Here is a 25,154-nt window from a genome sequence, read left to right on the forward strand (position 1 = left end):
GAAGAAGGTCGCAGCGCGCGACGGGACCGGAAACCGGAAACCGGAAGAGAGAACAGGGAGAACGCGGACCATGACGAATCAAGCGATCCCGAAGGCCCAGGACACCCTCAATGCCCCGGACATCCCGTACACCTCGGATACCGATCATGTTCCGGACCGGCCCGGCGCCCTCGTGGTGCGGGCCGGGTCCGCCGAACACGTACCCCTTCCGCACGGCGGCGGCTTCGACCTGCTGGCCGACGCCGCGGACACGGGCGGCGCCCTGGGGGCCAACCGGCTGGCCCTCGGCGCGGGCGCGGACGGAGCCAGGCCGCACGTCCACGCGCGGTCGACGGAGCTGTTCTACGTCCTCGACGGAGCCGTGGAGTTCTCCCTGGACGGCGGGATGACGACGGTGACCCGTGGGGGTCTCGTCGTCATCCCGCCCGGGATGCCGCACGCGTTCGGCGCGGCGGACGGTGCGACCGCCGCGCTGCTCGCGGTCCTGACACCGGGTGTCGACCGGTTCGGCTACTTCCGCACCCTGGGCCGTGTGCAGCACGGCCTGGACGCCTTCGACAGCCTCCTGCCCGAACAGGACCGGTACGACGTGCACTTCATCGGCGGCGCGGACGCCGCCGCCTGGGACGCGGCACGCGGCCGGACTACGCCGGGTCGCGCACCGTCCCGGTGACCGTCGGGCCGCGGTGCTGCTGCCACGACTGGTCGTAGGTGACAAGGCGCAGCCGCACGGTCTCCTTCGACTCCCGCACCCGGTCCTTGACGGTGGGCACGGTCACCTCGACGCTGCGCTTGCCCGCGGCGATGCCCGCCGGGATGTACGGCATCTCCGACACCTTGGACAGACGGCGTGCCGGGTTCGGCGACCGGTCGAAGGTCTCCTTCAGCCAGCGCCTGCTCACGTCCTTGGTGGACAGTTCGGCGCCGCTGGTGACCCGGCGGAGCTCGAGTCCGGCCTCGATGTCGGTGTCGGCCGCCTCGGACAGCGTCACGCGCCACTTGAGGGGCTTGCCCTCGGTGACCCGGTCCGCGACGGGCTTCACGCTGACCTTGGGCATCGGGTCGTCGTTGCGCACGAGGACCCCGCCCTGGTGGGAGCCGACCATCGCGCCGCTGACCGCCTTGGCCATGACCTCGTGGGAGGCGTCGGTGCCGTAGCGCTTGTCGCCCCGCACGGTGACGGGCACCTCGACGGCGGCGCCGCCCGGGCGCACCGTCACGGTCCGGTTCGTGGTCTTGTGCGTACGCGGGTCGGTCACGAACAGCCGGACCTTGCCGGTGCCGTGCCCGGAGACCTGGACCGGCACCTGGTACGTGCGCACCCCGGAGTCGCCCTCGTCGACCTTGAGCCGGCCGATGTCGACCCGCGCGAGGTCGGCCGTCCCGGCGTCCGGAGTGCCCGGGCGCCAGCCCCACGCGTCCATCAGCCAGGCGCGCCCGGACCGGTTGCCCGGGGTCAGCTCCAGCGAGGCGACCTGCTTGAGGTCGACTCCGGCGCGGGCGGCGGCGGACAGCGGTACGCGTACCTCGCGCCCCCAGTAGGACGCGGTCATCTCAGTGCCCGGCAGCCCGTTCACGCGGACCTGGCCGAGCTTCGCCCGGTTGCCCGAGGCGTCGGTGACGGCGACGTCGAGGCGGGTGCCGGTGGTGTTGGGCGGCACGATCACGCGCAGGGCCAGCTTGTCGGCGCCCGCGAGGGAGACGGGCTTCTTCGGCCGGAGCTTCGTCGGGGTGCCGGCCTGCGTCCAGCGCATCGCGACCGCGTGGCGGCCCGGCTCCGGCGAGGGGCCCCAGGCCGCGAAGTGCGGCGAGGCGCCGCGCACGTCGGGGGCGAGGCAGGAGCGGGACGCCTTGCGGTCCACCTGGGCGCACAGTCGTCCGCCGGACACCGCGAGCGAGGAGTTCGGCACGAACGCGGGGGTGCGGTTGCCGCCGACGGCGTGGGTGAGCACGCGCGCGGGCTTCGCCGAGGGTGCGCGGCGGCCGGAGCCGTCGAGCAGCGGGCGCACCCGGTCGTCACCTCCGACGAACAGGCGGGCCGCCGCCGCGATGTACGTGGAGCCCGCCTTCTGCTGCTGCTTGGCGGTGAGGCGCGTTGCCTTGCCCTTGGCGCACACCGCGTCGGGCCTGCTGCCGGAGCTGAAGTCGTCGTCCGCCGGCGCCTTGGCCTGCCCCGGCGTCCACTCGCTGTTGAAGAAGTTGTGGTTGGCGCCGACCACGTAGACCGCGCTGTGCAGGGCCGTGCCGCGGCTGACGCCGCGCGTCCCGTCGGCGTAGATCTGGCCCTGGAGGTCGGACACGTCGCCGTCGCAGCCGGGCAGGACGGTCATCGACGGCACGTCGGGGACCGGGTTCTGGCCGAAGATCGTGGGGCCGATCAGGACGGTGCCGCGGATGTTCCAGCGCGCCGGGCCCGGAGCCCCGTCCTCGGCGGCGGGCGGCGGCGCCAGACTGTCGAGCGCGGCGCGGTTGACGCCCTCGCCGCCCCGGGAGTGGCCGACGAGCAGCACGCGGGACAGGTCGGCGGGCGCGGTGGCGCGCACGGCCTTCGGCACGTCGCCGCGGCCCGCGGCCCAGTCCGCCCAGCGGCCGAGGTGCTGACGTACGAGCGACGAACGGGCCTCGGCACCGCCGTCCTCGGCCACGTCGTCCTGGCCGTTGATGCCGTTGGCGGCGATCGACACCGTCACATAGCCCTGCGAGGCCAGGAGCTTCTGGTCGTGCAGATAGCCCTGGTGGCTCGGCACCGGCTTCATGCTGCCCTTGCAGGGCCAGCCGCCGTCCTGGTCGCCGCGGGCGTTGTAGCAGGTGTAGTGGCGGCCGTGCAGGAACAGCGCGAGCGGCCGCTTGCCCGGGGCGTCGACCGGTCCGACCACGGTGCCGCGCATCTCCACCGGCGCGGGGAAGCCGGGCAGGCGAACCGACTTCTGGGTGTACTCACCGCTCACCGTGCGGTACTTGCCCGGCACGCCCGGGTCGACGCGGTTCGCGGGCTGCGGGGCCGACTCCTCGGCGGAGGCGGCGGGCGGCGAGATCCGCGGCGCGGACGTGTCCTTCGCGCCCTCGTCCAGACGGCGGCCGCCGGCCTGCGCCCGCAGCTCCGCGGCCGGTCCGACATGGGTGTCGTCGAGCCGCAGCCGGAAGGTCCGCTGGTCGTCGTGGGGCACCGGGACGCCGAGGAGGCGGTCGCCGGAGTAGAACTCGACCCGGGAGTCGCCCATCGGCACTTCCTCCGGGGCGTGCCAGACCAGCTCCTTGCGGGCGCCGGACCCGTCGACCCGCCACCCCTTGGGCAGTTGGTCCTCGGCCTCTCCCGGCGACGCGGGGGTGCCTGACGGCGCGGCGGGTCTTGGTGACGCGGGCGGTATTCGGTCGGCGGACGGCTGCGCGTGCGCGAGGCCCGGCACCCCCACCGCCAGCGCGAGGACCGCCGCGGCGGCGGTCACCGAGCGCGGGACATGGATCAAGACATTCCTCCGGTTTCATCCTGTTCGTCAGCCACCCCGGATCCCTGGAGAGATCACGGGGCCCCGGACCTGGAGGATGACAACGCGCGTACCGGGGTTGCCTCGTGTCACGCTCTTCACTTGTCCGTACTTGTCCACACGCCGTCCCGCCACGCATCATGCGGAGATGGTTGATCATGATTTCGGGGACCTGACCGCGGTCCGGCTCGCCGCGTACTCCCGGGCCGACCAGAACGAGATCCTCGGCGACGGCGCCGACCCGTTCGGGGTCGCGGAGACCGGCCTGACGTGGCTGCCCAAGGAGGAGCACTTCGGCGTCAGGTCGGCGGCGGGCCGACTCGTGGCCCACGCGGGCCTGTTGCGGCTGCCGATAGCGATCGACGGGAGCGCCACCGAGGTGATCGGCGTCGGCGGTGTGGCCGTCGCGCCCGACGTGCGGGGCCGGGGCCTTGCGCGGACCGTCCTCACGGCGGCGCTCGACCACGCCCGCACCATGGGCCCCCGGCACGCCCTCCTCTTCTGCCGCCCGCCCCTCGTCGCCCTCTACGACCGGCTCGGCTGGCGGGCCTTGACGGGCGACGTCCACGTGGAACAGCCCGACGGGCCGGTGGTCATGCCGCTGCGGACGATGTGGACGCCGTTGGGGGAGGGACGCGAGGCGGCCCCGTGGCCGGTGGGTGAGGTGCGGCTGCTGTCGTTCCCGATGTGAGCGACGAGGTCAGCGCGGCACGCGGGGGTGAGGCCCGCGGGTGCGGGGCCCGGCCTCAGCTCGGGGCGCACCCGTTCGTGCGCTCGTCCCGTTCCACCGTGTCGAGATGCTTGCGCAGGCTCTCGGCCTGCCGGACGAGCCTGCCCTGCTCCCGCCGTGCCTCGTACGGATCGCTCCAGTCGATCTGCCGTATCTGCCCGCGTACGTCGTCGAGTTGCTCGGCGAGGTCCACGTACCGCGCGTGCAACTGCTCGCACACCCCGGACGTCGCGCCGACGGCCACCGTGATCCGGGGACTGGCCTGGCCGAACCAGGTGACCCCTTCCTGGAGCATCTGCCAGCAGAACGCGTAGCGGCCGGGCGTGCCCGGAGCCGTCGCGGTGAACCGGAACTGGACCCGCTCGCCGGGATCCACCGTGGCCTTCGGCAGGTTCACCCGGCCCGTTCCCCAGAGGGTGTTGTCCTGCGGGGCCTGGCTGCCGAGGCGGTGGGAGTCGCGCGCGGCCCAGCTGGTCGAGCCGGTGTTCGTCGCCGTCAGCGTCACCTGGGCGGTGGTGCCCGGCGCCATCCGGGCCGGCGGGTGCGCGGTGGAGCCGACGGTGGCGCCGTCGATGTAGGCGGGGGCCGGGTCGGCGTGGGAGTAGGGGATGCGGAAGAAGCCGCGGATCTCGCCGGGGGTGGCACCGTCGCTGGTTCCGTTGGTGGTGATCGTCTTGGCGGGGGTGGGGGAGCCGATGTCGAGCTGGATGACGATGTCGTCCTCGCCGGGGTGGTTGCAGTCGTACGTACGCAGCGTCAGCACATCGCCGTGCCGCTCGTACCCCCACGCCAGGACCACGTGGTTCTGGAAGACGTCCCAGGGCGCATAGGAGCGGACCAGGACGAGGCCGAGCGGGCTCAGGACGCCGTTGTCGATGTCGTCGAGGATCGCGGGGACTTGGGCGAGGGTGCGGCGGAAGAGGCCGTGCCCCCAGATGAGGGTGTCGTGGCTGAGGCCCTGGGTGTCGCCCAGCCAGCGCTGGACCACGCCGGGTCCCATGAAGCTGTCGAGGAGCCGGGAGAGGATGTGCTGGGCCAGTTCGACGGGGACGTCCTGCGACGACCGGCCGCGCAGTTGCGGGGTGCCGCTCTCGAAGATGTCACGGGCCAGGAACGACATGCCGCCGCACAGCCCCATGCCGGTGACGTCGACGGAGGCCACGGGGAGGCCGTACACGGCGATCTGGAGTGCGGTCCCTGGCGGCCACGGGTTGTTGCCGAACAGCGGCGCCCTGGTCGAGGGGAGGAACCCCGGCACGGCGACGGGCCCGAAGCGCTGCACGGTGTCCGAGGCCCACAGCGCCGCCCCGGAGTCGGTGTACAGGACGAGGTTCCCGTCGTCCTGCGCGACGAGCCGGGAGCCCGGGTTGCCGTCGGTGTTCGTCGCCCAGTAGGGCTTGTCCTCGTCCGAGTAGAGGACGAAGTTGCCGTCGTGCTGCATCACGGCGTGGGTGACGGGCTGCTGCCAGGTGTCGGAGGCCCACAGCGGGACGCCGTCGTCCGTGCGGTAGAGGACCAGGTTGCCGTCCCCCTGCATGACGAGGCGTATCCGACCGTTGGACGAGGCCAATTCGTCCCCGACGTCCAGTTGTTCACCGGCGAGCAGACGATCCATGGCAGAACCCCCCAGTACACGTGCGGTCCCGTCGCCGTGCGCCCGGACGCCCCGCACGGCGGTCGCTGCGAGCGTCCCACCGGAGGGGGCGGTTCGTAAGGCTCGGCGATGTGATGCCGTGCGGCCGCTCGGGCCCGGACCGTCGAGGAGGGTGCGCCGCCCCGCGTGGACCGCGCGCGGGGAGGGGCGCGCACAGGGCGCACGAGGCGCAGACCGGGCGCGGGAGACCGGCGCGCCTGCGCACTGGCCGGGGGTCCGGCCCGCGCCTACAGTGTGGGGCCCATGGCGCTGCGGTACCGAGCACGGAATCCGAGTACGGTACTGAGCAGGGATACCGAACCGAGTACGGAAACGGCACACGGGGCCACGGCCCCGCGGCACGTATCGGGGGAGGGCGCAGCCCCGTCCCGTGGTCACCAGAACCCCCGGCCGGGCGTCGCTCCGGCCCGCCACCGCCGGGACGGCCGGCGGGCGCGGACACGGCGCCGTTCGGGACCCGGCGACCTGCTGCCGCGGACCCGGCCCTGTCCCGCCGTGACCTCCGCCCGGGCCCGCGCCACGACGTGCGCGCGGACCGAGTGCGCGCCGAGAGCCGCTGGAGGCAGCCGTGTCCGGACCGTGCGTCGCCCTGATCACCGACCCCACGTCCCCCGAGGGCTGCCGGGACTACCTGGCCCGCGCCGTGGAACTCCTCACCGGCGCGCCGCCCTGCCGCATCGACTCCCGCCACTTCGCCCCGTGCGGCACCGGCCGGGTCCGTGACCGCGACGGGATCCGGTTACGCCTCGACGTGCCCGACCAGGGCCTGGAGGTGGTGCCCGACGTGGTCGTGCTGTACGAGATCCCGCCGCACCGGCGCCGCTCCCTCACCGCGTTCCAGCGTCTCCTCGCCCACCACCGGGCGGTGACGCTCGGCGCCGGGGTGACGGCGTGGCGGACGGCCACGGAGAAGGACCGCACGGTTGCCCGCTTCCAGCGGGACGGCATCGCGCAGATGGACACGGTCGTCCTGGAGCGGCCGAGCGCGCCCGAGGCGGTCGCCGCCTTCGACAAGCTCGGCCGTGACACCTGGGCCAGGCCGGTCGTCGGCACCGGCGGCAGCGACACCTTCCACGTCACCTCCGAGGGTCAACTGGCCGAGGCGGCCGAGTACTACGCGCGTCGGCGCAGCGCCTGGCTGCTCTCGCGGGACGCGGGGAACATCACCGCCGGCGGCCACCGGCACCAGTTCCGCGTGTTCGTCCTCGGCGGCCGTGTCATCCACGCCCGCGAGCACATACAGGCCGCGATGGACACCCCCTGCAACACCTGCCAGGGGGCCACCGCCACCTTCATCGCCCCGCGCGAACTGCCGCGCCGCCTCACCGAACTGGCCGTCGCCGCCACCGCGTCGGTCGGACTGCCCTTCGCCGGGGTCGACCTGGCCATCGAGAACGGCGGAGTCGTCTTCGAGGTCAACGTCCAGCCCGCCTTCATCGAGGGCGAGTTGGAGCATGTGGCCGTGCCGTACATCCAGGCCCATCTCGACGCGCTCGCCCTGACGGCGGGCAGCAGGCGGGGACGCCATCCGGCCCGGGGCAGGCGGCGGGGCAGCCAGGTGCACGGCCGGTCGCCGCGCGTGGCGTAAGGGGCGATACCGACTTCTCCACCTTTGGGCGAGAGGCGGAATGCGTGAATCCGTGCGGGGGCAGCATCGCCGTGCCCACTTCCCGGTCCACGGGCGGGGGCTCCCCAGCGACCCGATCAGCGCGTCGATCAGCGCGCCGATGAGCGCCCCGATCAGCGACTCGAAGGTGGCCATGCTCCGCAGACTCGCGCTGTCCACCGCCCTGCTCGCCGCCGTGGCCCCCGCGATCGTCTCGACAGCCCCCCGCGTCGGCGTCCGCGCCCGGCGTCGGCGCTTCTGCGCGCGGCCCCGCTGAAGCACTCCGCCTCCGCCACCGCCGCATCCGCCCTCGAAGCCGTGCCGGGATCCGCGTCCGTCCCGAGGACGAGGGCCCGCAGGCGGGCTCTCCTCGGCATGGCCGCGGCACTCCTGGGGACCGGAAGCCTCACCCCGGGCCAGGAGGTCCACGCCAACAACGCGGCCAACGACAAAGGCGACTCCCACACGTGGGCCATGAGCTGCTGATCGCCACACCCCGGTACGCCTGGGTACGGGCCCGCCGCCTTCGGGCGGCGGGCCCGTATACATCTCCGCCGTTCTTCTCCCGGCGGGGTCCAAGCGGGGCCGGACCGCGTATAAGGGAAGTGAGGAACCGAGAGAACGAGGAACCAAGAGAACGAGGAACCAAAGCGTCAAGGCCCCGCCCGCTCCGGGCAGGGGGGCCGACGGCGGACAGTGCCCCGGACCCCGGCTCGCCCCCTCTCGGGGGTGTCATCCCTGTTCGTCCGCGCCCCACCCGGGCCGCGGCGGCACAAGGAGGTCGACTGTGGGGACCGTGCGCCGCATGACGGAGGCCGAGTGCCGTGAGGTGCTGGCCCGGGCCTGGACGGGGCGCCTCGCGGTGGCCCGGCGCGGGCGTCCGTACGTGGAACTGGTCGGCCTGGTGGTCCGGGACGGGGCTCCGGTGGCGCTGGTGTCGGAGGCGGGGCCGGTCGCGCGGGCGCTGCCGCCCGTGGTGGCCCCCCGTCAACTGGTCGTCCTGGAGGCCGACGAGGCGGACGGCGACGATGACGGCGGTGGCGGAGTCCGCCGTGCGGTCCGGGCGGTCACGGCGCTGGGGCGGCCCCGGTGGGTGGTCGCGACCGACGAAGTGGGTGCGTGCCGCCATGCCGCGGGGGCGCGGGGCCTGGACGTCACGGTGGACGTCCGGTTCCTCACGCTGACCGGGCCGGTGCTGAGCGGCGAGCACCATGTGCTGAGGTGCGGGACCGGCGGGCAGACCCTCGCCGTCGGCGGCGCCGACGGGCCGACTCCTGGGGGAGTTGAGGCCACCGGAGACAGAAACCCGCGTGGGGCGGCCGTGCGCGGAGGAATCGCCTCCCGTTTGCGGCAGCGGTCTTCACTGCGTGGACTGGTTTGACTACCGTGGGTACAGGCATGGTCAGGACGCGGCCACCGAGGCATGGGCATCGCCCAGGAACATCCCCTTGGATTTCCCACGGACCTCCCACGGACTTCCCACGAGGTCCCGCGGGCTGCTCATGGAATTCCCGGGACTTGTCACGGACTTCCCCGGACTCGCCATGCGGCCGCACCCGCTCTCCCTGCCCTGGGGGACGCGGTCGGGCGGTGATCTCCGGCGACCGGCTGCCCTCGGGCCGACGGTCCTTGACGGGCGGCTGTTCCTGACGGACGCCGCACGAAAGAGGGGATGAGGCAGCCGGGGCCGCGCTCCAGGCAGCGGACACCGCGGTCCCGGCTCCTCCTCTCCTCGGGGGAGGCTTCCGCCCACCCCCGAGGAGAGGGCAGCGGTGCGAGGACGCACGGCGGAGGGGGAGCCGCCACGTCCTCGCACCTCGCGGCCGCCGCCCCCGCCGACGAGCCGGCGGCGGCCGCTCGGGGATACGCCCGTACGACCAGCGTGCACCCATCGGGCGGAAAAAGCGCCCCCCTTGCCTACACAACGTGCCCAGATCGCCGTTTTAGGTAGCAGAGGGACACATGAGGCCAAAGTGACTACACACGGTGACCAGTTGACGGTCGTCGAGAGGCCCGCTCCCGCTAGCCCGCCGACTCGCCCGCGTGCGGGCTCAGGGTGCCCGCGCCCACCAGGATGAACAGGATGATGCCGAGCAGGATGCGGTAGTAGACGAACGGCATGAAGCTCTTGGTGGTGATGAACTTCATGAACCACGCGATCACCGCGTAGCCGACCACGAAGGCGATGATCGTGGCGAAGATCGTCGGGCCCCAGGAGACATGGCCCTCGCCCGCGTCCTTGAGTTCGTACGCGCCCGAGGCGAGGACGGCGGGGATGGCGAGGAGGAAGGAGTAGCGGGCCGCGCTCTCGCGGGTGTAGCCCATGAGGAGGCCGCCGCTGATCGTCGCGCCGGAGCGGGAGACGCCGGGGATGAGGGCCATGGCCTGGCAGACGCCGTAGATCAGGCCGTCCCTGACACCCAGTTCCTTGAGGCCCTTGCGTTCGCGTACGGCACGGTGCTTGCCGCCGGTCTCGTCGCGGGCCGCGAGGCGGTCGGCGACGCCGAGGACGACGCCCATGACGATCAGCGTCGTGGCGATGAGGCGCAGATCGCGGAACGGCCCCTCGATCTGGTCCTTGAGCGTGATGCCGAGGACGCCGATGGGGATCGAGCCGACGATCACCAGCCAGCCCATCTGCGCGTCGTGGTCCGAGCGCGGCACCTTGCCGATCAGTGAGCCGAACCAGGCGCTGATGATCCGTCCGATGTCCTTGCGGAAGTAGATCAGGACCGCGGTCTCCGTGCCGATCTGGGTGATCGCGGTGAAGGCGGCACCCGGGTCGTGCCAGCCCGCGAACGCCGCGGTCAGTCGCAGATGAGCGCTGGATGAGATCGGAAGGAACTCGGTCAGTCCCTGGACGAGTCCGAGGATGAACGATTCGAGCCAAGACATGAAAACTGCGCCGTCCAGTAACTGATCGGGTGCTGACCCGTGCGGTGGCGGTCAGAAGCGTGGGCGGGGGACCAGGGGCGGCGAGGCGTGACGCGGGCGTGCGCGGGGTCGCGCGAGGGGCCGGGAGGGCGATCACGTGCCTCGACGGGGGCAGCGTAGCGGCACAAGATGAAGCACACGTGCGAGGGCCGCCGCTCGGGGCGTCCGGGTGGTGGCCGACGGGGCCCGCGGCGTCTCAGTGCCCGCCCCGCAGCCGATGCCGCTTGCACCACGCAACCACCGCGCCCCCGAGACCCGTCACCGCGATGAACCCCATCGCGATCAGGAACGCGGGCGACGTCGGCGTCGACGCGCGGGCGCCCGCTATGACGTACGCCGCCGTGTTCGGGATCGAGCCCAGGGCGGTGGCGAGCAGGAACGGCAGCCAGCTCATGCGGGACACGGCGGCGCAGTAGTTGGCTGCGGCGAACGGCACGCCGGGGAAGAGCCGCACCGCGAGCATCGAGCGGAACCCGTGCTTGCTCAGCTGGCCGTCGGCCGCCTTCAGCCAGCGGCCCCGGAGCAGCGGCCGCAGCGCGTCCTGCCCGAGCACTCGGCCGAGCCCGAAGGACACCCCGGCCCCGAGGACCGTGCCCACGATCGCCGCGGGAATCCCGGCCTGCGAGCCGAACAGCGCGCCCGCCGCCAGATTGAGCAGCGGCCGGGGCACGAACGCGACCGTGCACATGCCGTACGCCACCGCGAACGCGCACACCGCGGCGGCGCCGTTCAGCTGCGGCGGCCAGCCCTCCGACAGCAGTCGCTGCGGTTCGAAGAGCAGCACGCCCGTGCCGGCCGCGGCCAGCATCAGGACGAGCAGGGACAGCCGCGACCACGGTGACAGGAGCACCCGGGTGCAGCGCACGGCGAGGCCCGGCGTCGGGGCGGCGGCGGTGTCGAGCATCCGGAGAGACTAACCGGCTCAAGTGTCTGATCGCCGTATGGTGCGTCTCATGAGCGTCACAGTGCCGCCGAGTTCCCTGGCCGACACCGTTCTGGAACGCCTCGTCGCCCACTATGCGGAGGCAGCCGATCCGGTCCGGGCCGCGGACATGCGGGCGTACATGAAGGACATCGCGCCGTTCCTCGGCCTCACCTCGCCCGTGCGACGCGCACTGAGCCGGGACGTCCTCGCCGGGACGCCGCGCCCCGACGAGGCGGACTGCGCCGCGATCGCCCTGCGCTGCTGGGAGCTGCCGGAGCGCGAGTACCAGTACTTCGCCGTCGACTGTCTGCGGCGGTACGTGCGGCGGTGCTCGTCCGGCTTCCTGCCCGTCGTCCGGCATCTGGTGACGACCCGCCCCTGGTGGGACACCGTCGACGCGCTCGCCGCGCACGTCGTGGGCGGCCTCGTCGCCGCCGACCCGGCGCTGAAGGCCGACATGGACGCCTGGATCGAGGACGAGGACCTGTGGGCGGCCAGGACCGCGCTGCTGCACCAGCTGCGCTACAAGGACGCCACGGACACCGACCGCCTCTTCGCGTACTGCGAACGGCAGGCACGGCACCCGGACTTCTTCATCCGCAAGGCCATCGGCTGGTGCCTGCGGGAGTACGCGAAGACGGACCCCGACGCCGTACGGGACTTCGTCGCGCGCCGCCGTGCGGTCCTCGCGCCCCTGTCCGTGCGTGAGGCGCTGAAGAACATCGGGGGCTGACGCGGCACAACTGCCCTGTGTGGCCGGTGTGTCACGGAAAATGATTCGACGCGGACTGGTGCGTCGGCGATGATCGTCGACATGTTCCGGCACGCCTCCTTCCCGCTCACGTCCGCAGTCGCGGACGCGGTCGAGGCTGCCGTCCCTCCGCTCGCCCCCGCGGTCACCGCACCGCCGGCCGTACTCGCCGCGCTTCCTTCCGACGGCGCCCGAAGCTGACCCTCCCCGGACATTCCGGCGGACCCCGCAGGGGGAGGGTCGGCCAGGCCCCCGGGGGTCCCCGTCCGCAGGCCGTCCGTGCCGCGGGCCACACCTTTCGAGTTCCGGAGAAGGAACCACCATGTCCAAGACGGCTTACGTCCGCACCAAGCCCCACCTCAACATCGGCACGATGGGCCACGTCGACCACGGCAAGACCACCCTGACCGCCGCCATCACCAAGGTCCTCAGCGAGCGCGGCACCGGCACGTTCGTGCCCTTCGACCGCATCGACCGGGCGCCGGAGGAGGCGCGGCGCGGCATCACCATCAACATCGCGCACGTCGAGTACGAGACCGACACCCGGCACTACGCCCACGTCGACATGCCCGGCCACGCCGACTACGTGAAGAACATGGTCACGGGCGCCGCACAGCTCGACGGCGCGATCCTCGTCGTGTCCGCGCTCGACGGCGTCATGCCGCAGACCGCCGAGCACGTGCTGCTCGCCCGGCAGGTCGGCGTCGACCACATCGTGGTGGCCCTGAACAAGGCGGACGCGGGCGACCCGGAGCTGACCGACCTCGTCGAGCTGGAGGTCCGCGAGCTGCTGTCCGCGCACGGGTACGGCGGGGACGCCGTGCCCGTGGTCCGGGTCTCCGGGCTCAAGGCCCTGGCGGGGGACCCGCGGTGGACGGCGTCGATCGAGGCGCTGCTCGACGCGGTGGACACCTACGTCCCGATGCCGGAGCGGTACGTCGACGCGCCCTTCCTGCTCCCGGTCGAGAACGTCCTCACGATCACCGGCAGGGGCACCGTCGTCACCGGCGCCGTCGAGCGCGGCACCGTCCGCGTCGGCGACCGGGTGCAGGTGCTCGGCGCCGACGGTGACACGGAGACGGTCGTCACCGGCCTGGAGACCTTCGGCAAGCCGATGGACTCCGCGCAGGCCGGGGACAACGTCGCTCTGCTCCTGCGCGGCATGCCACGCGACGGCGTCCGCCGCGGCCACGTGGTCGCGGCCCCCGGCAGCCTCAGTCCGCGCCGCCGCTTCACCGCGCAGGTGTACGTCCTCTCCACCCGCGAGGGCGGCCGCAGCACCCCGGTGTCCACGGGCTACCGTCCGCAGTTCTACATCCGCACCGCGGACGTGGTCGGCGACATCGACCTCGGCGAGGCGGCCGTCGCCCGGCCCGGCGACACGGTCACCATGACCGTCGAACTGGGCCGCGAGATCCCCCTGGAGCCGGGGCTCGGCTTCGCGATCCGCGAGGGCGGGCGGACCGTGGGGGCGGGCACGGTCACGGAGGTCGGCTGACGCCGTGCCGTCCGGCCCGTCCGGGACGACGCCCCGCCGCCCGACGGCGGCGGGGCGTCGCGGTGGGCTGGGCCCGCTTCCGGTCGGGGGGCGGGCCCAACCCCTGCCGGAGGCGTGGAAGGAGGGACGGGCACGGGCACAATGGAGCGGTGAACGAGCCCGCCGAGCGATCCGGCCCCGAGGCGATACCCGCAGAGCTCGCCGAGGCGGCGCCCGAAGCGCCCGCCGGGACGACGCCCGAAGCGCCCCCCGAGGCGTCGCCCCCCGCACCCCCCGAGACCGAGCCGGTCCCTGTCACCCGTGCCGTCGACCACGGCACCGCGAAACTGCTCCCCGACGTGGACCGTGCACGGGCCTGGCTCCTGACCGTCGACGGGGCCCCGCAGTCCTACGTCGACCTGGACGAGCCCACGTACCTGGAGTTCGAGTACGCCCGCAGGCTCGGGCACGTCCTGGACATCGTCGCCGCGCCGGGCCGCCCGCTCGACGTCGTGCACCTCGGCGGGGGCGCGCTCACCCTGCCCCGCTACGTCGCCGCGACCCGGCCGGGGTCGCGCCAGGACGTCGTGGACGCGGACCGGGGGCTGCTCGAACTCGTCGTCGAGGAGCTGCCGCTGCCGTCGGGCTCCGGGATCACCGTGCACGGCGCGGACGCCCGCGCCTGGGTGGAGGCCGCGCCTGCGGGAGCCGCCGATGTGCTCGTGGGCGATGTGTTCGGCGGCTCCCGGGTGCCCGCGCACCTCACGTCGGACGCGTACGCCCGTGCCGTGCGCCGCGTGCTGCGTGTGGACGGCTGCTACGCCGCGAACCTCGCCGACGGCGCGCCCTTCGCCTTCCTCCGCTCCCAACTGGCCACCCTCGCCACGGTCTTCGAGGAGCTGGCGCTGATCGCCGAGCCCGCCGTGCTGCGCGGCCGCCGCTTCGGCAACGCCGTGCTGCTTGCCTCCCGCGAACCGGTCGACGTGGACGCCCTCGTCCGGCGCACCGCCGCGGACGCGTTCCCCGCGCGGGTCGTGCGGGGGGAGGCGCTGCGGAGCTTCATCGGGGACGCGCGGGTCGTACGGGACGCGGACGCCGAGGCCTCGCCGCAGCCGCCGGACGGGGCGTTCAGCGTCGGCTGAGCGGACGCCGGCGGGGGTGTCGGGCGTGACCCGGTCCCGTCGGGCCCGCTCCGGTCCTCGGCCCCGGCTCAGGCGGGCGGCTTCTCCGACGACACCGCGTCCGGAGCCGGGGCCCCTGGTCCCTCCGCGGCCACCACCGCCTTCGTACGCCGCGTCAGGTTCCGTACGTCCGGAACGAGCAGCACCGCCGCCGTCACCACGACCACGAGCACCGCGCACCCCCACAGCGAGGCGGACCGGCCGAAGGTCTGCTCGGCGGGGCCCGCGAGCGCCGTCGCCAGCGGCACCATCGCCACGGAGCCGAACCAGTCGTACGCCGAGACGCGCGACAGCTTGTCCTCCGGGATCTCCTGGTGCATGGCCGTCATCCACGAGACGCCGAACACCTCGATGGCGACACCGCTCACGAACATCACCACCGCGAGCCCGGCCACCGGCAGCGGCACCGCGAGCGCGGCGGACGGCGCGGCCAGCGGGAAGACACACAACGTACCGGCGAGCAGCAGCCGCCGCGGCTTCCAGCGCATCATCAGCAGCGCCCCGCCGACCGTGCCCGCGCCGAACGCCCCGAGCGCGAGCCCCCAGGGCCCCGCGCCGCCCAGCTCGTCCTCGGCCACCAGCGGCCCGAACACGGACTCGGCCGCGCCGACCACCGCCACCACCACCGAGAACTGCGCCACGATCGACCACAGCCAGGGCCGCCCGACGACCTCCCGCCAGCCGTCCCGCAGATCGGCGAGGAGGCCACCGCCGGGCTCGCGCCGCGGTATGTGGCCGACGTCGAGGAAGGCGCGCAGCGCACCGGCCGCGGCGAACGCCACCGCGTCCACGGCGAGCACCCAGCCGGGCCCGATCACCGCGACCAGCAGGCCGCCGAGCGCGGCGCCGCCGAGGCCCGCGCCCTGCATGGCCATCCGGTACAGCGCGAAGGCGCGCCCGGCCTGCTCGCCGCTGACGGAGGACAGCAGCATGCCCTCGGACGCGGGCCCGAAGAACGCCTGGCCGGTGCCGCCGAGCGCGGTGAGCAGCATCATCTGCCACAGCTGCGGGTCACCGGCGAGCACGACGGCGGCGAACGCGGCCTGGGAGACGCAGTTGAGGGTGTTGGCCGCGACCATGACGTGGTGCCGCGGCAGCCGGTCGGCCACCGCGCCGCCGATGAGCAGGAACAGCACGAGCGGCAGCGTGCGGGCCGCGGCGACCAGACCCACGTCACCGCCGTCGCCCCCGGCGTCGAGCACCGCGAACGCCGCCGCGATGAGCGCGCCGTGGCCACCGAGGTTGGTGATGATCGCGGCGGCGGTGAGGAGCGTGTAGTTGCGACCGGCCCAGGAGGGGCGGCGGGAGGCGGTGGGTGAGGTCACCACGGGACTATCCCCGGCGGACCACCACCCTGACAAACCGATTCTCCGGTCGCCGTGACGGCGACCGGAGAATCGGTTCAGGAGTCAGGCCCGGCCCGGGAGGGGGCGTGGTCCGAGGGCGCCGGGACGCGGCCCGGCAGGGGTCAGAACCCAGCGCGGCGGGAGTCGGGGATCAGGAGGCGTCCTCGGGGTCGCCCTGTAGCCGCACCGTCGAGAGGATCTTCTTCACCTGGGCGTCGGAGACCTCCTCCTTCACGCCCTTGGCGCCGTACATGGACCACGCCACGTAGTCGCCCGACGCGTTCTTGAACGCGAAGGTCGTCGCCTTGCCTTCTGAGTCGCACTTGTCGGAACCGGCGGCACCAGACGTCGTGGACGTCGCGACGCTGCCCTTGATGCCGGACTTGGTGGTGTACGACTTGATCTTGCCGATCTTGATCTTCTTCCTGTCGGCCTTCGTCTGGCCGGTGTAGCCGCCGAAGACCCACCACGCCGAGTCGTTGCGGGCGACGTCCTTGGTGTTCTTGGCGCCGTTCTGGCCCTTGGTGCCGACGGCCGCGAGCGAGGTGTCCTCCATTCGCCCGTCCTTGTCGTCGTCGGACGAGCACCACTTCTCTTTGAAGATGGCGGGGGCAGACATGACAATCAGCGACTTGGCGCCGTCGCCTTTGCGGTCCTCGAAGCCGATGATCGTGTCAGGAGACCTCACCTGCCAATCAGGTGGCACGTCGAAGGCGGTGCCCCACTTGGGATTAACCACGACTTGCCAGCCAGGAACGGTCGGCTTGGGGTCGCCTCCTGTGCCACGCGGGTTGTCGTCGTCCGACGGCTTGGGGCTTGGCTCCTTGGAGACGGATTTGGACGGCTTGGAGCCAGCCTGGTCGGACTTGCCGTCCATATCGTCGCCGTCACCACCGAGGACCAGGAAGCCGGTGACGCCCGCAGCCACCACCACGGCGGCGGCCGCGACGATGGCTGTGATCTTCGTCTTGTTGCCGCCGCCGTTCCCGCCACCGCTCGGGTCGGGCCCGCTGGTCTGGGGCGTACCCATGGGGAACGTGGGCGCGCCCCACTGCGGCTGCCCACCCGCTTGCTGGCCGGGCTGGCCCGCAAGAGGCTGACCCGTGGGCGGCTGCTGGTACGGGTTGGGCTCCTGGTATCCAGGCTGCTGGTACGGATTCGGCTGCTGGTACCCGGGCTGCTGATACGGGTTCGCACCCTGGTCCTGCGGGTTCTGCTCGCCCCCGGGCGGCTGCTGTTCTGGCCACATGGCCAGTAACCATAGATGGCGTGGCCGGTGATGTGCCATGGCTGCCACCTGTAACGCGACCACCAGAGGCCCGCAGCAGGAAGCGGCATGGAGCGGCATGGAGCGAGCCACCTCGTTGCAACACGGGTGGCTTGGTCGAGTACATCCCCGTGTGTCGACGGGGCGCGTTCGTGAGGCACTTGCTCACCGGCGTGCGGGGAGGGGTGGCACCTAGATCAACAGCAGCTATATTGAACGTGTGTTCGCACTGGGCGAGCTGTCGACCTGCCGTGGAGGGGTACGTGACTGGAATTAAGTTGAGGGCTCTTGGGGTATTCGGAGCCGTGGTGATGGCTAGTGCGGCCTTCGCTGGTACTGCGAATGCAAAGGTCATCAAATACTACGGCGGCCCCTACCGCACCATGGATATCTGCCACAAGGCGGTCATTGATAAGTACCACGGCTTCCCGTATGAGTGCATCTGGGTGAAGGGTAGGCCTGACACGGGCATACAGGCGGGGTACTACATAACGAAGTAGGCAGAAAATCTGGGTGCGGGGTCTTCGAAGCGTAGGCCCCGCACTGGGCTCGAGAGCCTCTGCCGTCGTCGGAGGTGTACTACTTCGGCTTGAGGGCCGGGGGCCCATTGTCGCGATCGGCTCGCCCGTCTTTTGGTCTTCGATGTTGATGGCCCGTCCCTGGTCCGACACCTGCCGGTCGGGCGGTGCGTCGAAGGCTGTGCCCCGCTTGGGGTTCACGACGACCTGCCAGCCCGGGACGGTCGGCTTCGGCCCGCCGCCCCTGCCGTGCTCGGCCTCGTCACCGTCCGACGAGGCCGACGGCTTGTCGGCTGCCTGCTCCGAGGAGCCGGCCTTGTCGCCCCTGTTCACCTCGTCGCTGCCGAGCAGCTGGAAGCCGGTGAAGCCTGCGGCTGCGGGCGTGACGGCTATGACCTTGGTCCTGCTGTAGCCTCCGCCACTTCCCGCCGACTGCTGGTACGAGTTGGCGCTCTGGTCCTGTGGGTCTGCTCACCCCCCGGCGACTGTTGTTCTGGCCGCATGGCCGGTAACCACAGATGGGTCGGGGCCCCGGTGCCACGCCCGGTAGTCAGCCGGACGGGCTCCGGGTCAGGGGGACGGTCGAAGCAGTGACGAAGTGGGAAGTGGGGTGGGTGATGGGTGGGATGCCCGTGCCGACCAGGGGTGCCGCCTTCGTCAGCCCGTCGGCTTGCCGTGCAGCCGCACCGTGGCGAGGATCTTCATGATCGTCGAGTCCGGGATCTCCTCCTTGACGCCCCGGGCGCCGTACAGGCTCCAGGACACGAACTCGCCCTCGGAGTTCTTGAAGCCGAACGTGATCGCCTTGCCGTCCGACGCGCACTTGCCCCGCTGCGGCGTGTTCGTCGACTTGCCCCACGCGATGCTGCCCTTGATCCCGGACTTGGTGGTGTACGGCTTCGCCTTCTCGTCGTACGTCATCGTCTTCTTGTCCGGCTGTGTGTAGCCGCCGTAGATCCACCAGCCGACGGTGTTGATCGCGACCTCGTCGGTGTTCTTGCCGCCGCGCCCGCCCTTGGTGCCCGCGGCGGCCAGCTCGGTGTCCTCGGACCGGCCGTCCTTGTCCTCGTCGGAGGTGCACCACTTGGGCTTGAGGACGGCGGGCGAGCCCATCGTCGCCACCGGCTCGCCCGTCTTGTGGTCCTCCATGTTGATGGCCCGGTTCGGACCCTCCACCTGCCAGTCCGGCGGTACGTCGAAGGCGGTGCCCCACTTGGGGTTCACGACGACGTTCCATCCCGGAACGGTCGCCTTCGGCCCGCCGCTGTCCGTGCCCCGGTCGCTGTCGTCGCCGTCCGACGGCGAGGACGGTTTGTCGGTCGCCTGCTCCGAGGAGTCGGCCTTGCCGGCCTTGTCTGACTTGTCGTCGTCGCCGCCGAGTATCAGGAAGCCGGTGACGCCCGCGGCCACGACCACGGCGGCCGCCGCGACGATCGCGATGACCTTGGTCCTGTTCCCGCCGCCACCGCTCCCGCTCCCGCCCGAGCCCTGCGGCTGCGGCGCGCCCGGGTGCGTCGGGGCGCCCGTCCACTGTCCCTGGGGCGCGGCGGCAGGCTGCTGGTAGGCGCCGGGCTGCGGGTAACCAGGTTGCTGGGGCGGCTGCTGCGGCTGCTGATACCCCGGCTGCTGATAGGGGTTCGGCTGCTGGTATCCGGGCTGCTGGTATCCGGGCTGCTGGTACGGGTTCTGGTCCTGCGGGCTCATGGCGGATCACGATACGGGTGCGGGGTGGCGGCGGCCGCGAGCGCCCTCGCTGTTGCCGAGAGTGCCCCGGATGCGGGGGGATTGGGTGCGGTGGTGGATGGCGGCTCTGCGCGGGGCGGGGTGCCGGGTGGTCCCGGTCGCCGCCCGGTGAACCCCTGGCCAAGGAAGGCTACTCGTGGGTAACATCCCCCGCATGAGCGCAGACCAGATGTCGATCGGCGAGATGCTCGCCGCCACCGTGCCGATGGCCAAGACCCTGAACCTCCAGTTCGGCGAGACCACGCCCGAGCGGGCCGTGGTCGTGCTGCCGGACCAGAGCGAGTACCACAACCACGTGGGCGGACCGCACGCCGGAGCCATGTTCACGCTGGGCGAGTCCGCGAGCGGCGCCATCGTGCTCGCCGCCTTCGGGGCGCACCTCTCCCGGGCCGTGCCGCTCGCGGTGCGCGCCGACATCGCGTACAAGAAGCTCGCGATGGGGACGGTCACGGCCACCGCCACGCTCGGTCGCCCGGTCGCCGACGTGGTCGCCGAACTGGACGCGGGGCAGCGGCCGGAGTTCCCGGTCGCGATCGCCATCACGCGTGAGGACGGCGCCGTGACCGGCGAGATGACCGTGGTCTGGACGCTGCGCCCCAACGACCCGAAGTAGCCCGGGCGGACGGCCCGGTGGCCGTGTCCTGCCGACCGCCTGAGTATCCGTACTCAGGCACGGGCGGGGCCCGGCGTCGAGCATGGGCGGCATGAGCCTGCCGAGCGCGCCGCCCGCCTTCGACGCCTCCGACGACACCGGCGCCGACCGGCGCGCCGACATCACCGCCGCCGTCGGCCTCTTCCTGCTCGAAGGGGCCGTCCTCGTCGTGGTGTTCGGGGCGTGGCTCCTGTCGGGGGTCTCCTTCTTCCCCGCGGGCGGCACCGAAGCCGAGCCCGACCGCCTCGACGGCTACCTCATCGCCGCCGGGGCGGTCGGGCTCTTCGCCGTCCTGGCCGCTGCCGCCGCCTGCCGGAAGCGTGCCGTGGCGACCGCGTGGAGTCAGGGGTTCATGGCGGTGCTGATCGCCGCGGCGGTGCTCTGCGGCCCGGCGTACCCGGACCGGAAGCAGGAGCGGGAGCGCGAGCGGCCCGCGCCCGCGTCCACCTGGCAGGGGCAAGTGGGGTGCCGCAGCGGGGGCGGCAGTGATGAGTGCGCGGGTACGGGGCGGTGAAGGCGACGGGGTGGTGAAGGTGCCGGTGCTGAACGGTGCGACGCACGTAAACGAAGTGCAATATCTGTTCCAACATTTCGGCCTCCGCTCGCCCCTGAACGCCGAACAGCGCGCCCTGGCCCGGCAGATGACCGCGCACCGAGCCTCCTCCATCCACTCCGGAGTGGCCCGTTCGGACGGCGCTCCGCCGGCTCCCGACCAGCGGACTCACCCCGGCGTCACCCGATCCCCGCGTACCGGATCAGCGAGCGGCACCATGATCGACACGGCCGTGCGCCGGGCGCGCCACCGCGATCTGCGGGACGCGGCCGCACCTCGCTGAGCAGGTAGGCTTCCCCGTCGTGCGTGATCGACAAGGACGCGCACGCCGGGGGAGTCACCAGCACAGCGGAAGGAACCGGGGTTGCACGTCCAGGAGTGGCTGGAGAACGTACCGGCCGTCAGCGTCTACCTGCTCGTGGGCCTCGTGATCGGCCTGGAGTCACTGGGCATCCCGCTGCCCGGCGAGATCGTCCTCGTCTCCGCCGCGCTGCTCTCGTCCCAGCACGGCGACGTGAACCCGGTGATCCTCGGCGCCTGCGCCGTCGCGGGCGCGGTGATCGGCGACTCCATCGGCTACGCGATCGGACGCAAGGGCGGCCGGCCACTCCTCGCCTGGCTGGGGCGGAAGTTCCCCAAGCACTTCAGTGAGGCGAACGTCGGCAGCGCCGAGCGATCGTTCCAGAAGTGGGGCATGTGGGCGGTCTTTTTCGGCCGCTTCGTGGCGCTGCTGCGGATCTTCGCCGGACCGCTCGCCGGTGTGCTGCGCATGCCGTACTGGAAGTTCGCCATCGCCAACGTTCTCGGCGGCATCGTGTGGGCGGGCGGCACCACCGCCGTCATCTACTACATCGGCGTGGTCGCGGAGGACTGGCTCAAGCGCTTCTCGTACGTCGGCCTCGGCATCGCCGTCCTCATCGGCATCGGCTCGATGCTGTTGGTGAAGCGGCGGGCCAAGAAGGCGGCAGAGGAGCACGCGGCGCTGGCCGGGGCCGAGGTGCCCGCGCAGGCGGAGGCCGATGGGGCTGTCGCGAAGGCCGATGGGGTCGGCCTGACGGAGGGCGCGGCCGCTGCGAAGTCCGACGGGGTCGCCGCCGAGGACGAGGTGGCGCTCGCGGTCACCCGGAGTTCCGCAGGAGGCTGAGCCGCGCCGGGTCCGCCGCGGACCGGCCCGCACTCCCGCACCCCCTTTCGTACCCGCTCGTGCGTCGCGCGCGAGCGGGTACGCGCATGTGCGCCCGGCGCCCCCCGCCCGCCGTTGCCCCCGCCCCTGCCTCCGCGCGCCCGGCGCCGTCCAGGTCAGCCCACGACTCCGCCAGGGGGTGTGGCCTGCTCTTCCTCGGGTCCCGGGGGGTCTGCCCCCGTCCGCTTCCGGGGGCAGGCTCCAGTGAGCGCGGGCTGCCAGGTCCCTAGCGTCGGTCGACATGACATGTGTAGAGCACACCGAGGAAAGAGCGTCCTTACCGTCCTTGCCCGGGCGCCGTCGTGCCGGGCGGGCGACCGTGTTGGCCGTGGTGACGGCGGCGTTGACGCTGCTCGTCCCCGTGGCGGACGCGGCGGCCCGCCCCGGCACCGGGTCCCGTCCTGCGGCTCCGACTCCCACTCCGCCGCCCGGCTGTGACGCGGCGCGCGGCGCGGTCAAGGTCTCCCTGGGACCCCTCGTCGACCGCCACGGCATCCCCGGCGCCGCCGCCGAAGTGGTCGACCGGAGCTGCGGGCGCTGGTCCGTCGCACGGGGCGTCGCCGATCTGGGCAGCGGCCGCCGGATGGACGCGGGGGACCGGCTGCGGATCGGCAGCGTCAGCAAGACGTTCACCGTCACCGTCGTCGTGCAACTCGCCGCGGAGGGCCGGATCGGCCTCGACGTGCCCGTCGAGCGCTATCTGCCGGGCCTGATCCGGGGCAACGGATACGACGGCCGCGAGATCACCGTGCGCCAACTCCTCCAGCACACCAGCGGACTTCCCGACTATGTCGAAGCCCTCGCCGAGCGACCCGTGAACGAGTGGCGCTTCCGGCACTTCGAGCCCCGTGAGCAGATCGCCACCGCCCTCACGATGCCGCGTCCGGACAAGAAGTGGCACTACGCGACGACCAACACCGTCGTCGCCGGGCTCATCGTCGAGAAGGTCACCGGGCACCGCGTCGAGACGGAGGTGAACCGCCGCGTCATCCGGAAGCTCGGGCTGCGGGACACCTACTGGCCGGGCGACGCCACTCGTATGCGGGGGCCGCACTCACGCAGTTACTTCCCCGACCCCGCCCCCGATGGCGAGCGGGACGCCGCCCCACCCACCCGCGTCGACGGCACCGAGTGGAACATGACCTTCGGCGGCGTCGGCGGTGCCCTGGTCTCGACGCCCGCCGACGTCAACCGCTTCTTCGGCGCGCTGTTCGGCGGGAAGCTGCTGCCCGCGCGCTGGCTCGCCGAGATGAAGCGCACCGTCCCCGCCGACCCGGACCGGCTGTGGCCCGGCGCCCGGTACGGCCTCGGCCTGATCTCCTCGCCGCTGGCGTGCGGCGGCCGCTGGTGGGGACACGGCGGCACGGTTCCCGGCGGGCACCGGGCCCTCGGCGCGGTCGGCCCCGGCGGCCGCACCGTCGCCCTCGCCCTCAACCAGGTGCCCGCCACCGAACACGCCGAACAGGACTTCCGGGCCGTCGTCGACAGCGCCCTGTGTCCGCCCGACCGCACCTCGCGCCTCAAGGAGAACCCGTGACACGCACCAGCGCCGCAGTGCGCCGCACCTCGGCCGTGGGCCTCGCCCTCGCCGCCTGCCTCACCGCCACGCCGCCCCTGGCCTCGGCGATCACGAACCCCGCTGCGGAACGCGGCGCGGGCACGACGGCTCCCGCCGCCGGTCTCGGCCGCTTCCACGACCAGCGCCTCGACTGGCGCAGCTGCGTCCTCGGACCGGACGACGAGACGGGCCACGCCCTGGAGAAGGCGGGTGCCCGCTGCGCGGACGTCACCGTCCCCATCGACTACTCCGACCCCGGCGGCCGTACCATGACCGTCGCCATATCGCGGATCAAGGCCACCGACACCCGCCACCGCGTCGGCCCGATCCTGTTGAACGGCGGTGGCCCCGGGGGCACTTCGCTCGGTGACGCCCCGGACATCCGCAAGGCGATGAAGGACGTCGGCGCGCGCTACGACATCGTCGGCGTCGACCCGCGCTTCGTCGGCCGCAGCACCCCACTGGACTGCGAGTGGCCCGTCTCCAGTGCGATCTTCTCCGCCGGGGTCGGCCGCGCGGGCTTCGACCGGCAGGTCGCCCTGCACAAGGACCTGGCCGCCAAGTGCCGCGCCACCGACAAGTCCGTGCTGCCGTTCGTCACCACGCGCGACACCGCCCGCGACATGGACGTCATCCGGGCCGCCCTCGGCGAGCGGAAGATCTCCTACCTGGGCTACTCGTACGGCACCTACCTCGGCACCGTCTACACCCAGATGTTCCCCGGCCGCTACGACCGCGTCGTCCTCGACGGGGCGCTCGACCCGCGCCGCTACACCCCCCGGCTGCTGCGCGGCACGGAGGCCGAGAACGAGCAGGCGCTGTCCGACTGGGCGCGGTGGGCGGCGCGGCGGCACGACACGTACGGCCTCGGCCGCACCCGCGCCCAGGTGCTCGCCGCCGTCGACCGCACCATCGAGGCGTCCGCGCGCGGCCTGACCGTCGGCACCGCGCCCGACACCTTCCGGCTCGACGACACCATCGTGCCGACCCTGCTGGTCATGGGCATCGCCGACGACACCGACGCCGCCCGCGCGGCCCTCGGCGAGCAGGTGTCCGTGCTGGTCAAGGCGGCCAAGGGGCAACCGACCCGGCTCTCCCCGGAGTTCACCGGCGCCCTGCGGTCCTACATCACCGGCAAGGACTCGCACTACGGCAGTGTGCAGACGGCCATCCTGTGCGGCGACGCGGCGGCCCCGCGCGACCCGGAGCGCTACTGGCGGGACATCCGGCACAGCCGCGCCGCGCACCCGGTGATGGGACCGTTGGTCAACAACATCAACCCGTGCGCCTTCTGGGACCGTCCCCGCGAGCAGCCCACCCAGGTCCGGCACGACGCCCCGGCGCTGCTCGTGGGCGCGACCGGTGACCCGCGCAGCGACTACCAGGGCACCGTGGCGCTGCACGGCATGCTGCCCAGCTCCAAGCTGATCACCCTGAAGGGCGCCAACCGGCACGGGATCTACGGCTATTACGGCAACGCGTGCGTGGACGCGCGGGTCAACTCCTACCTGGCCACCGGCAAGCTGCCGGGCAAGGACCTGACCTGCGTGAAGCAGGACGGCTGATACACCCGCCGTCCGCCGGACCGCTC

Annotated in this window: 21 protein-coding genes and 2 pseudogenes; 15 read left to right on the top strand and 8 right to left on the bottom strand. The window is 72.6% G+C overall.

The window, feature by feature from the left end:
* Positions 1-70: 70 nt before the first annotated feature.
* Complete coding sequence (locus ACZ6BG_RS14420; RefSeq protein ID WP_469000441.1) at positions 71-673, top strand: cupin domain-containing protein; 603 nt, start codon at positions 71-73, stop codon at positions 671-673.
* On the opposite strand, the gene ACZ6BG_RS14425 is transcribed toward ACZ6BG_RS14420, so the two are convergent.
* On the bottom strand, positions 645-3,467 hold the full coding sequence (locus ACZ6BG_RS14425; protein ID WP_469000445.1) for an alpha/beta hydrolase family protein: 2,823 nt from the start codon (positions 3,465-3,467) through the stop codon (positions 645-647). The genes ACZ6BG_RS14420 and ACZ6BG_RS14425 overlap by 29 nt on opposite strands.
* A gap of 166 nt (positions 3,468-3,633) precedes the next feature.
* Here ACZ6BG_RS14425 and ACZ6BG_RS14430 point away from each other — a divergent pair, with 166 nt between their 5' ends.
* Complete coding sequence (locus tag ACZ6BG_RS14430) at positions 3,634-4,176, top strand: GNAT family N-acetyltransferase (protein ID WP_469000449.1); 543 nt, start codon at positions 3,634-3,636, stop codon at positions 4,174-4,176.
* A gap of 55 nt (positions 4,177-4,231) precedes the next feature.
* Here the strand turns inward: ACZ6BG_RS14430 and ACZ6BG_RS14435 are convergent, their stop codons facing one another.
* Complete coding sequence (locus ACZ6BG_RS14435) at positions 4,232-5,830, bottom strand: NBR1-Ig-like domain-containing protein (protein WP_469000453.1); 1,599 nt, start codon at positions 5,828-5,830, stop codon at positions 4,232-4,234.
* A gap of 607 nt (positions 5,831-6,437) precedes the next feature.
* Between ACZ6BG_RS14435 and ACZ6BG_RS14440 the strand changes: the two genes are divergently transcribed.
* The 4 genes and pseudogenes from ACZ6BG_RS14440 to ACZ6BG_RS14455 all read left to right on the top strand — a co-directional run bounded on the left by ACZ6BG_RS14440 (position 6,438) and on the right by ACZ6BG_RS14455 (position 8,856).
* Positions 6,438-7,457: an ATP-grasp domain-containing protein gene (locus tag ACZ6BG_RS14440; RefSeq protein ID WP_469000455.1), complete on the top strand. Its 1,020-nt coding sequence runs from the start codon at positions 6,438-6,440 to the stop codon at positions 7,455-7,457.
* A gap of 139 nt (positions 7,458-7,596) precedes the next feature.
* Positions 7,597-7,752 (top strand): hypothetical protein, encoded by a 156-nt coding sequence (locus ACZ6BG_RS14445; protein ID WP_469000457.1) that lies wholly within the window; start codon positions 7,597-7,599, stop codon positions 7,750-7,752.
* A 128-nt stretch (positions 7,753-7,880) separates the two neighbouring features.
* Positions 7,881-7,961: pseudogene (locus ACZ6BG_RS14450) on the top strand (peptidase inhibitor family I36 protein); the annotation flags it as partial.
* A 319-nt stretch (positions 7,962-8,280) separates the two neighbouring features.
* Positions 8,281-8,856, top strand: coding sequence for a hypothetical protein (locus ACZ6BG_RS14455; protein ID WP_469000459.1), 576 nt, complete (start codon positions 8,281-8,283; stop codon positions 8,854-8,856).
* A gap of 641 nt (positions 8,857-9,497) precedes the next feature.
* Here the strand turns inward: ACZ6BG_RS14455 and ACZ6BG_RS14460 are convergent.
* Both ACZ6BG_RS14460 and ACZ6BG_RS14465 read right to left on the bottom strand, forming a co-directional pair.
* On the bottom strand, positions 9,498-10,370 hold the full coding sequence (locus tag ACZ6BG_RS14460) for an undecaprenyl-diphosphate phosphatase (RefSeq protein WP_469000461.1): 873 nt from the start codon (positions 10,368-10,370) through the stop codon (positions 9,498-9,500).
* 235 nt (positions 10,371-10,605) lie between these two features.
* Complete coding sequence (locus ACZ6BG_RS14465) at positions 10,606-11,313, bottom strand: TVP38/TMEM64 family protein (protein ID WP_468482202.1); 708 nt, start codon at positions 11,311-11,313, stop codon at positions 10,606-10,608.
* Between the two features lie 49 nt (positions 11,314-11,362).
* Here ACZ6BG_RS14465 and ACZ6BG_RS14470 point away from each other — a divergent pair, with 49 nt between their 5' ends.
* The 3 genes from ACZ6BG_RS14470 (at position 11,363) to ACZ6BG_RS14480 (ending at position 14,704) form a co-directional block, all read left to right on the top strand.
* Positions 11,363-12,067, top strand: a complete 705-nt coding sequence (locus ACZ6BG_RS14470; RefSeq protein ID WP_469000465.1) for a DNA alkylation repair protein — start codon at positions 11,363-11,365, stop codon at positions 12,065-12,067.
* 340 nt (positions 12,068-12,407) lie between these two features.
* Positions 12,408-13,583 (top strand): elongation factor Tu, encoded by a 1,176-nt coding sequence (gene tuf, locus ACZ6BG_RS14475; RefSeq protein ID WP_469000467.1) that lies wholly within the window; start codon positions 12,408-12,410, stop codon positions 13,581-13,583.
* 326 nt (positions 13,584-13,909) lie between these two features.
* A complete protein-coding gene (locus ACZ6BG_RS14480) occupies positions 13,910-14,704 on the top strand; it encodes a spermidine synthase (protein ID WP_469002881.1) in 795 nt (264 codons plus the stop codon).
* A 68-nt stretch (positions 14,705-14,772) separates the two neighbouring features.
* Here ACZ6BG_RS14480 and ACZ6BG_RS14485 read toward each other — a convergent pair whose 3' ends face one another.
* Together ACZ6BG_RS14485 and ACZ6BG_RS14490 are read right to left on the bottom strand one after the other, a co-directional pair.
* On the bottom strand, positions 14,773-16,071 hold the full coding sequence (locus ACZ6BG_RS14485; protein WP_469000470.1) for an MFS transporter: 1,299 nt from the start codon (positions 16,069-16,071) through the stop codon (positions 14,773-14,775).
* Positions 16,072-16,240: 169 nt separating this feature from the next.
* Entirely contained in the window at positions 16,241-17,338 is a 1,098-nt protein-coding gene (locus ACZ6BG_RS14490; RefSeq protein WP_469000473.1) for a DUF8017 domain-containing protein, read from the bottom strand.
* 281 nt (positions 17,339-17,619) lie between these two features.
* Between ACZ6BG_RS14490 and ACZ6BG_RS14495 the strand changes: the two genes are divergently transcribed.
* Positions 17,620-17,856, top strand: coding sequence for a hypothetical protein (locus ACZ6BG_RS14495; RefSeq protein ID WP_469003037.1), 237 nt, complete (start codon positions 17,620-17,622; stop codon positions 17,854-17,856).
* Positions 17,857-18,021: 165 nt separating this feature from the next.
* On the opposite strand, the pseudogene ACZ6BG_RS14500 reads toward ACZ6BG_RS14495, so the two are convergent.
* Positions 18,022-18,207: pseudogene (locus ACZ6BG_RS14500) on the bottom strand (DUF8017 domain-containing protein); the annotation flags it as partial.
* Between the two features lie 324 nt (positions 18,208-18,531).
* Entirely contained in the window at positions 18,532-19,578 is a 1,047-nt protein-coding gene (locus tag ACZ6BG_RS14505; protein ID WP_469000475.1) for a DUF8017 domain-containing protein, read from the bottom strand.
* Positions 19,579-19,771: 193 nt separating this feature from the next.
* Between ACZ6BG_RS14505 and ACZ6BG_RS14510 the strand changes: the two genes are divergently transcribed.
* From ACZ6BG_RS14510 to ACZ6BG_RS14530, 5 genes are all read left to right on the top strand, one after another.
* On the top strand, positions 19,772-20,230 hold the full coding sequence (locus ACZ6BG_RS14510; protein ID WP_468459620.1) for a DUF4442 domain-containing protein: 459 nt from the start codon (positions 19,772-19,774) through the stop codon (positions 20,228-20,230).
* A gap of 91 nt (positions 20,231-20,321) precedes the next feature.
* The gene (locus ACZ6BG_RS14515) at positions 20,322-20,783 is read left to right on the top strand and encodes a DUF6234 family protein (RefSeq protein ID WP_469000478.1); all 462 of its coding nucleotides are present in this window, start codon (positions 20,322-20,324) and stop codon (positions 20,781-20,783) included.
* Between the two features lie 403 nt (positions 20,784-21,186).
* A complete protein-coding gene (locus tag ACZ6BG_RS14520; RefSeq protein ID WP_469000480.1) occupies positions 21,187-21,966 on the top strand; it encodes a DedA family protein in 780 nt (259 codons plus the stop codon).
* A gap of 361 nt (positions 21,967-22,327) precedes the next feature.
* Positions 22,328-23,542 (top strand): serine hydrolase domain-containing protein, encoded by a 1,215-nt coding sequence (locus ACZ6BG_RS14525; RefSeq protein WP_469002883.1) that lies wholly within the window; start codon positions 22,328-22,330, stop codon positions 23,540-23,542.
* Positions 23,539-25,128 carry an alpha/beta hydrolase gene (locus ACZ6BG_RS14530; protein WP_469000482.1) on the top strand — a complete coding sequence of 530 codons (1,590 nt, stop codon included), beginning with the start codon at positions 23,539-23,541 and terminating at the stop codon, positions 25,126-25,128. Before ACZ6BG_RS14525 ends, ACZ6BG_RS14530 begins: the two co-directional genes overlap by 4 nt.
* The last annotated feature ends 26 nt before the right edge of the window (positions 25,129-25,154 follow it).

This window comes from Streptomyces sp. NPDC041205 (assembly GCF_055591765.1).

Coding starts and splice junctions, on each gene's coding strand:
- ACZ6BG_RS14420 (WP_469000441.1), top strand. CDS start 71: ATGACGAATCAAGCGATCCCGAAGGCCCAGGACACCCTCAATGCCCCG.
- ACZ6BG_RS14430 (WP_469000449.1), top strand. CDS start 3,634: ATGGTTGATCATGATTTCGGGGACCTGACCGCGGTCCGGCTCGCCGCG.
- ACZ6BG_RS14435 (WP_469000453.1), bottom strand. CDS start 5,830: ATGGATCGTCTGCTCGCCGGTGAACAACTGGACGTCGGGGACGAATTG.
- ACZ6BG_RS14445 (WP_469000457.1), top strand. CDS start 7,597: ATGAGCGCCCCGATCAGCGACTCGAAGGTGGCCATGCTCCGCAGACTC.
- ACZ6BG_RS14455 (WP_469000459.1), top strand. CDS start 8,281: ATGACGGAGGCCGAGTGCCGTGAGGTGCTGGCCCGGGCCTGGACGGGG.
- ACZ6BG_RS14460 (WP_469000461.1), bottom strand. CDS start 10,370: ATGTCTTGGCTCGAATCGTTCATCCTCGGACTCGTCCAGGGACTGACC.
- ACZ6BG_RS14465 (WP_468482202.1), bottom strand. CDS start 11,313: ATGCTCGACACCGCCGCCGCCCCGACGCCGGGCCTCGCCGTGCGCTGC.
- ACZ6BG_RS14470 (WP_469000465.1), top strand. CDS start 11,363: ATGAGCGTCACAGTGCCGCCGAGTTCCCTGGCCGACACCGTTCTGGAA.
- tuf (WP_469000467.1), top strand. CDS start 12,408: ATGTCCAAGACGGCTTACGTCCGCACCAAGCCCCACCTCAACATCGGC.
- ACZ6BG_RS14490 (WP_469000473.1), bottom strand. CDS start 17,338: ATGTGGCCAGAACAGCAGCCGCCCGGGGGCGAGCAGAACCCGCAGGAC.
- ACZ6BG_RS14505 (WP_469000475.1), bottom strand. CDS start 19,578: ATGAGCCCGCAGGACCAGAACCCGTACCAGCAGCCCGGATACCAGCAG.
- ACZ6BG_RS14510 (WP_468459620.1), top strand. CDS start 19,772: ATGAGCGCAGACCAGATGTCGATCGGCGAGATGCTCGCCGCCACCGTG.
- ACZ6BG_RS14515 (WP_469000478.1), top strand. CDS start 20,322: ATGAGCCTGCCGAGCGCGCCGCCCGCCTTCGACGCCTCCGACGACACC.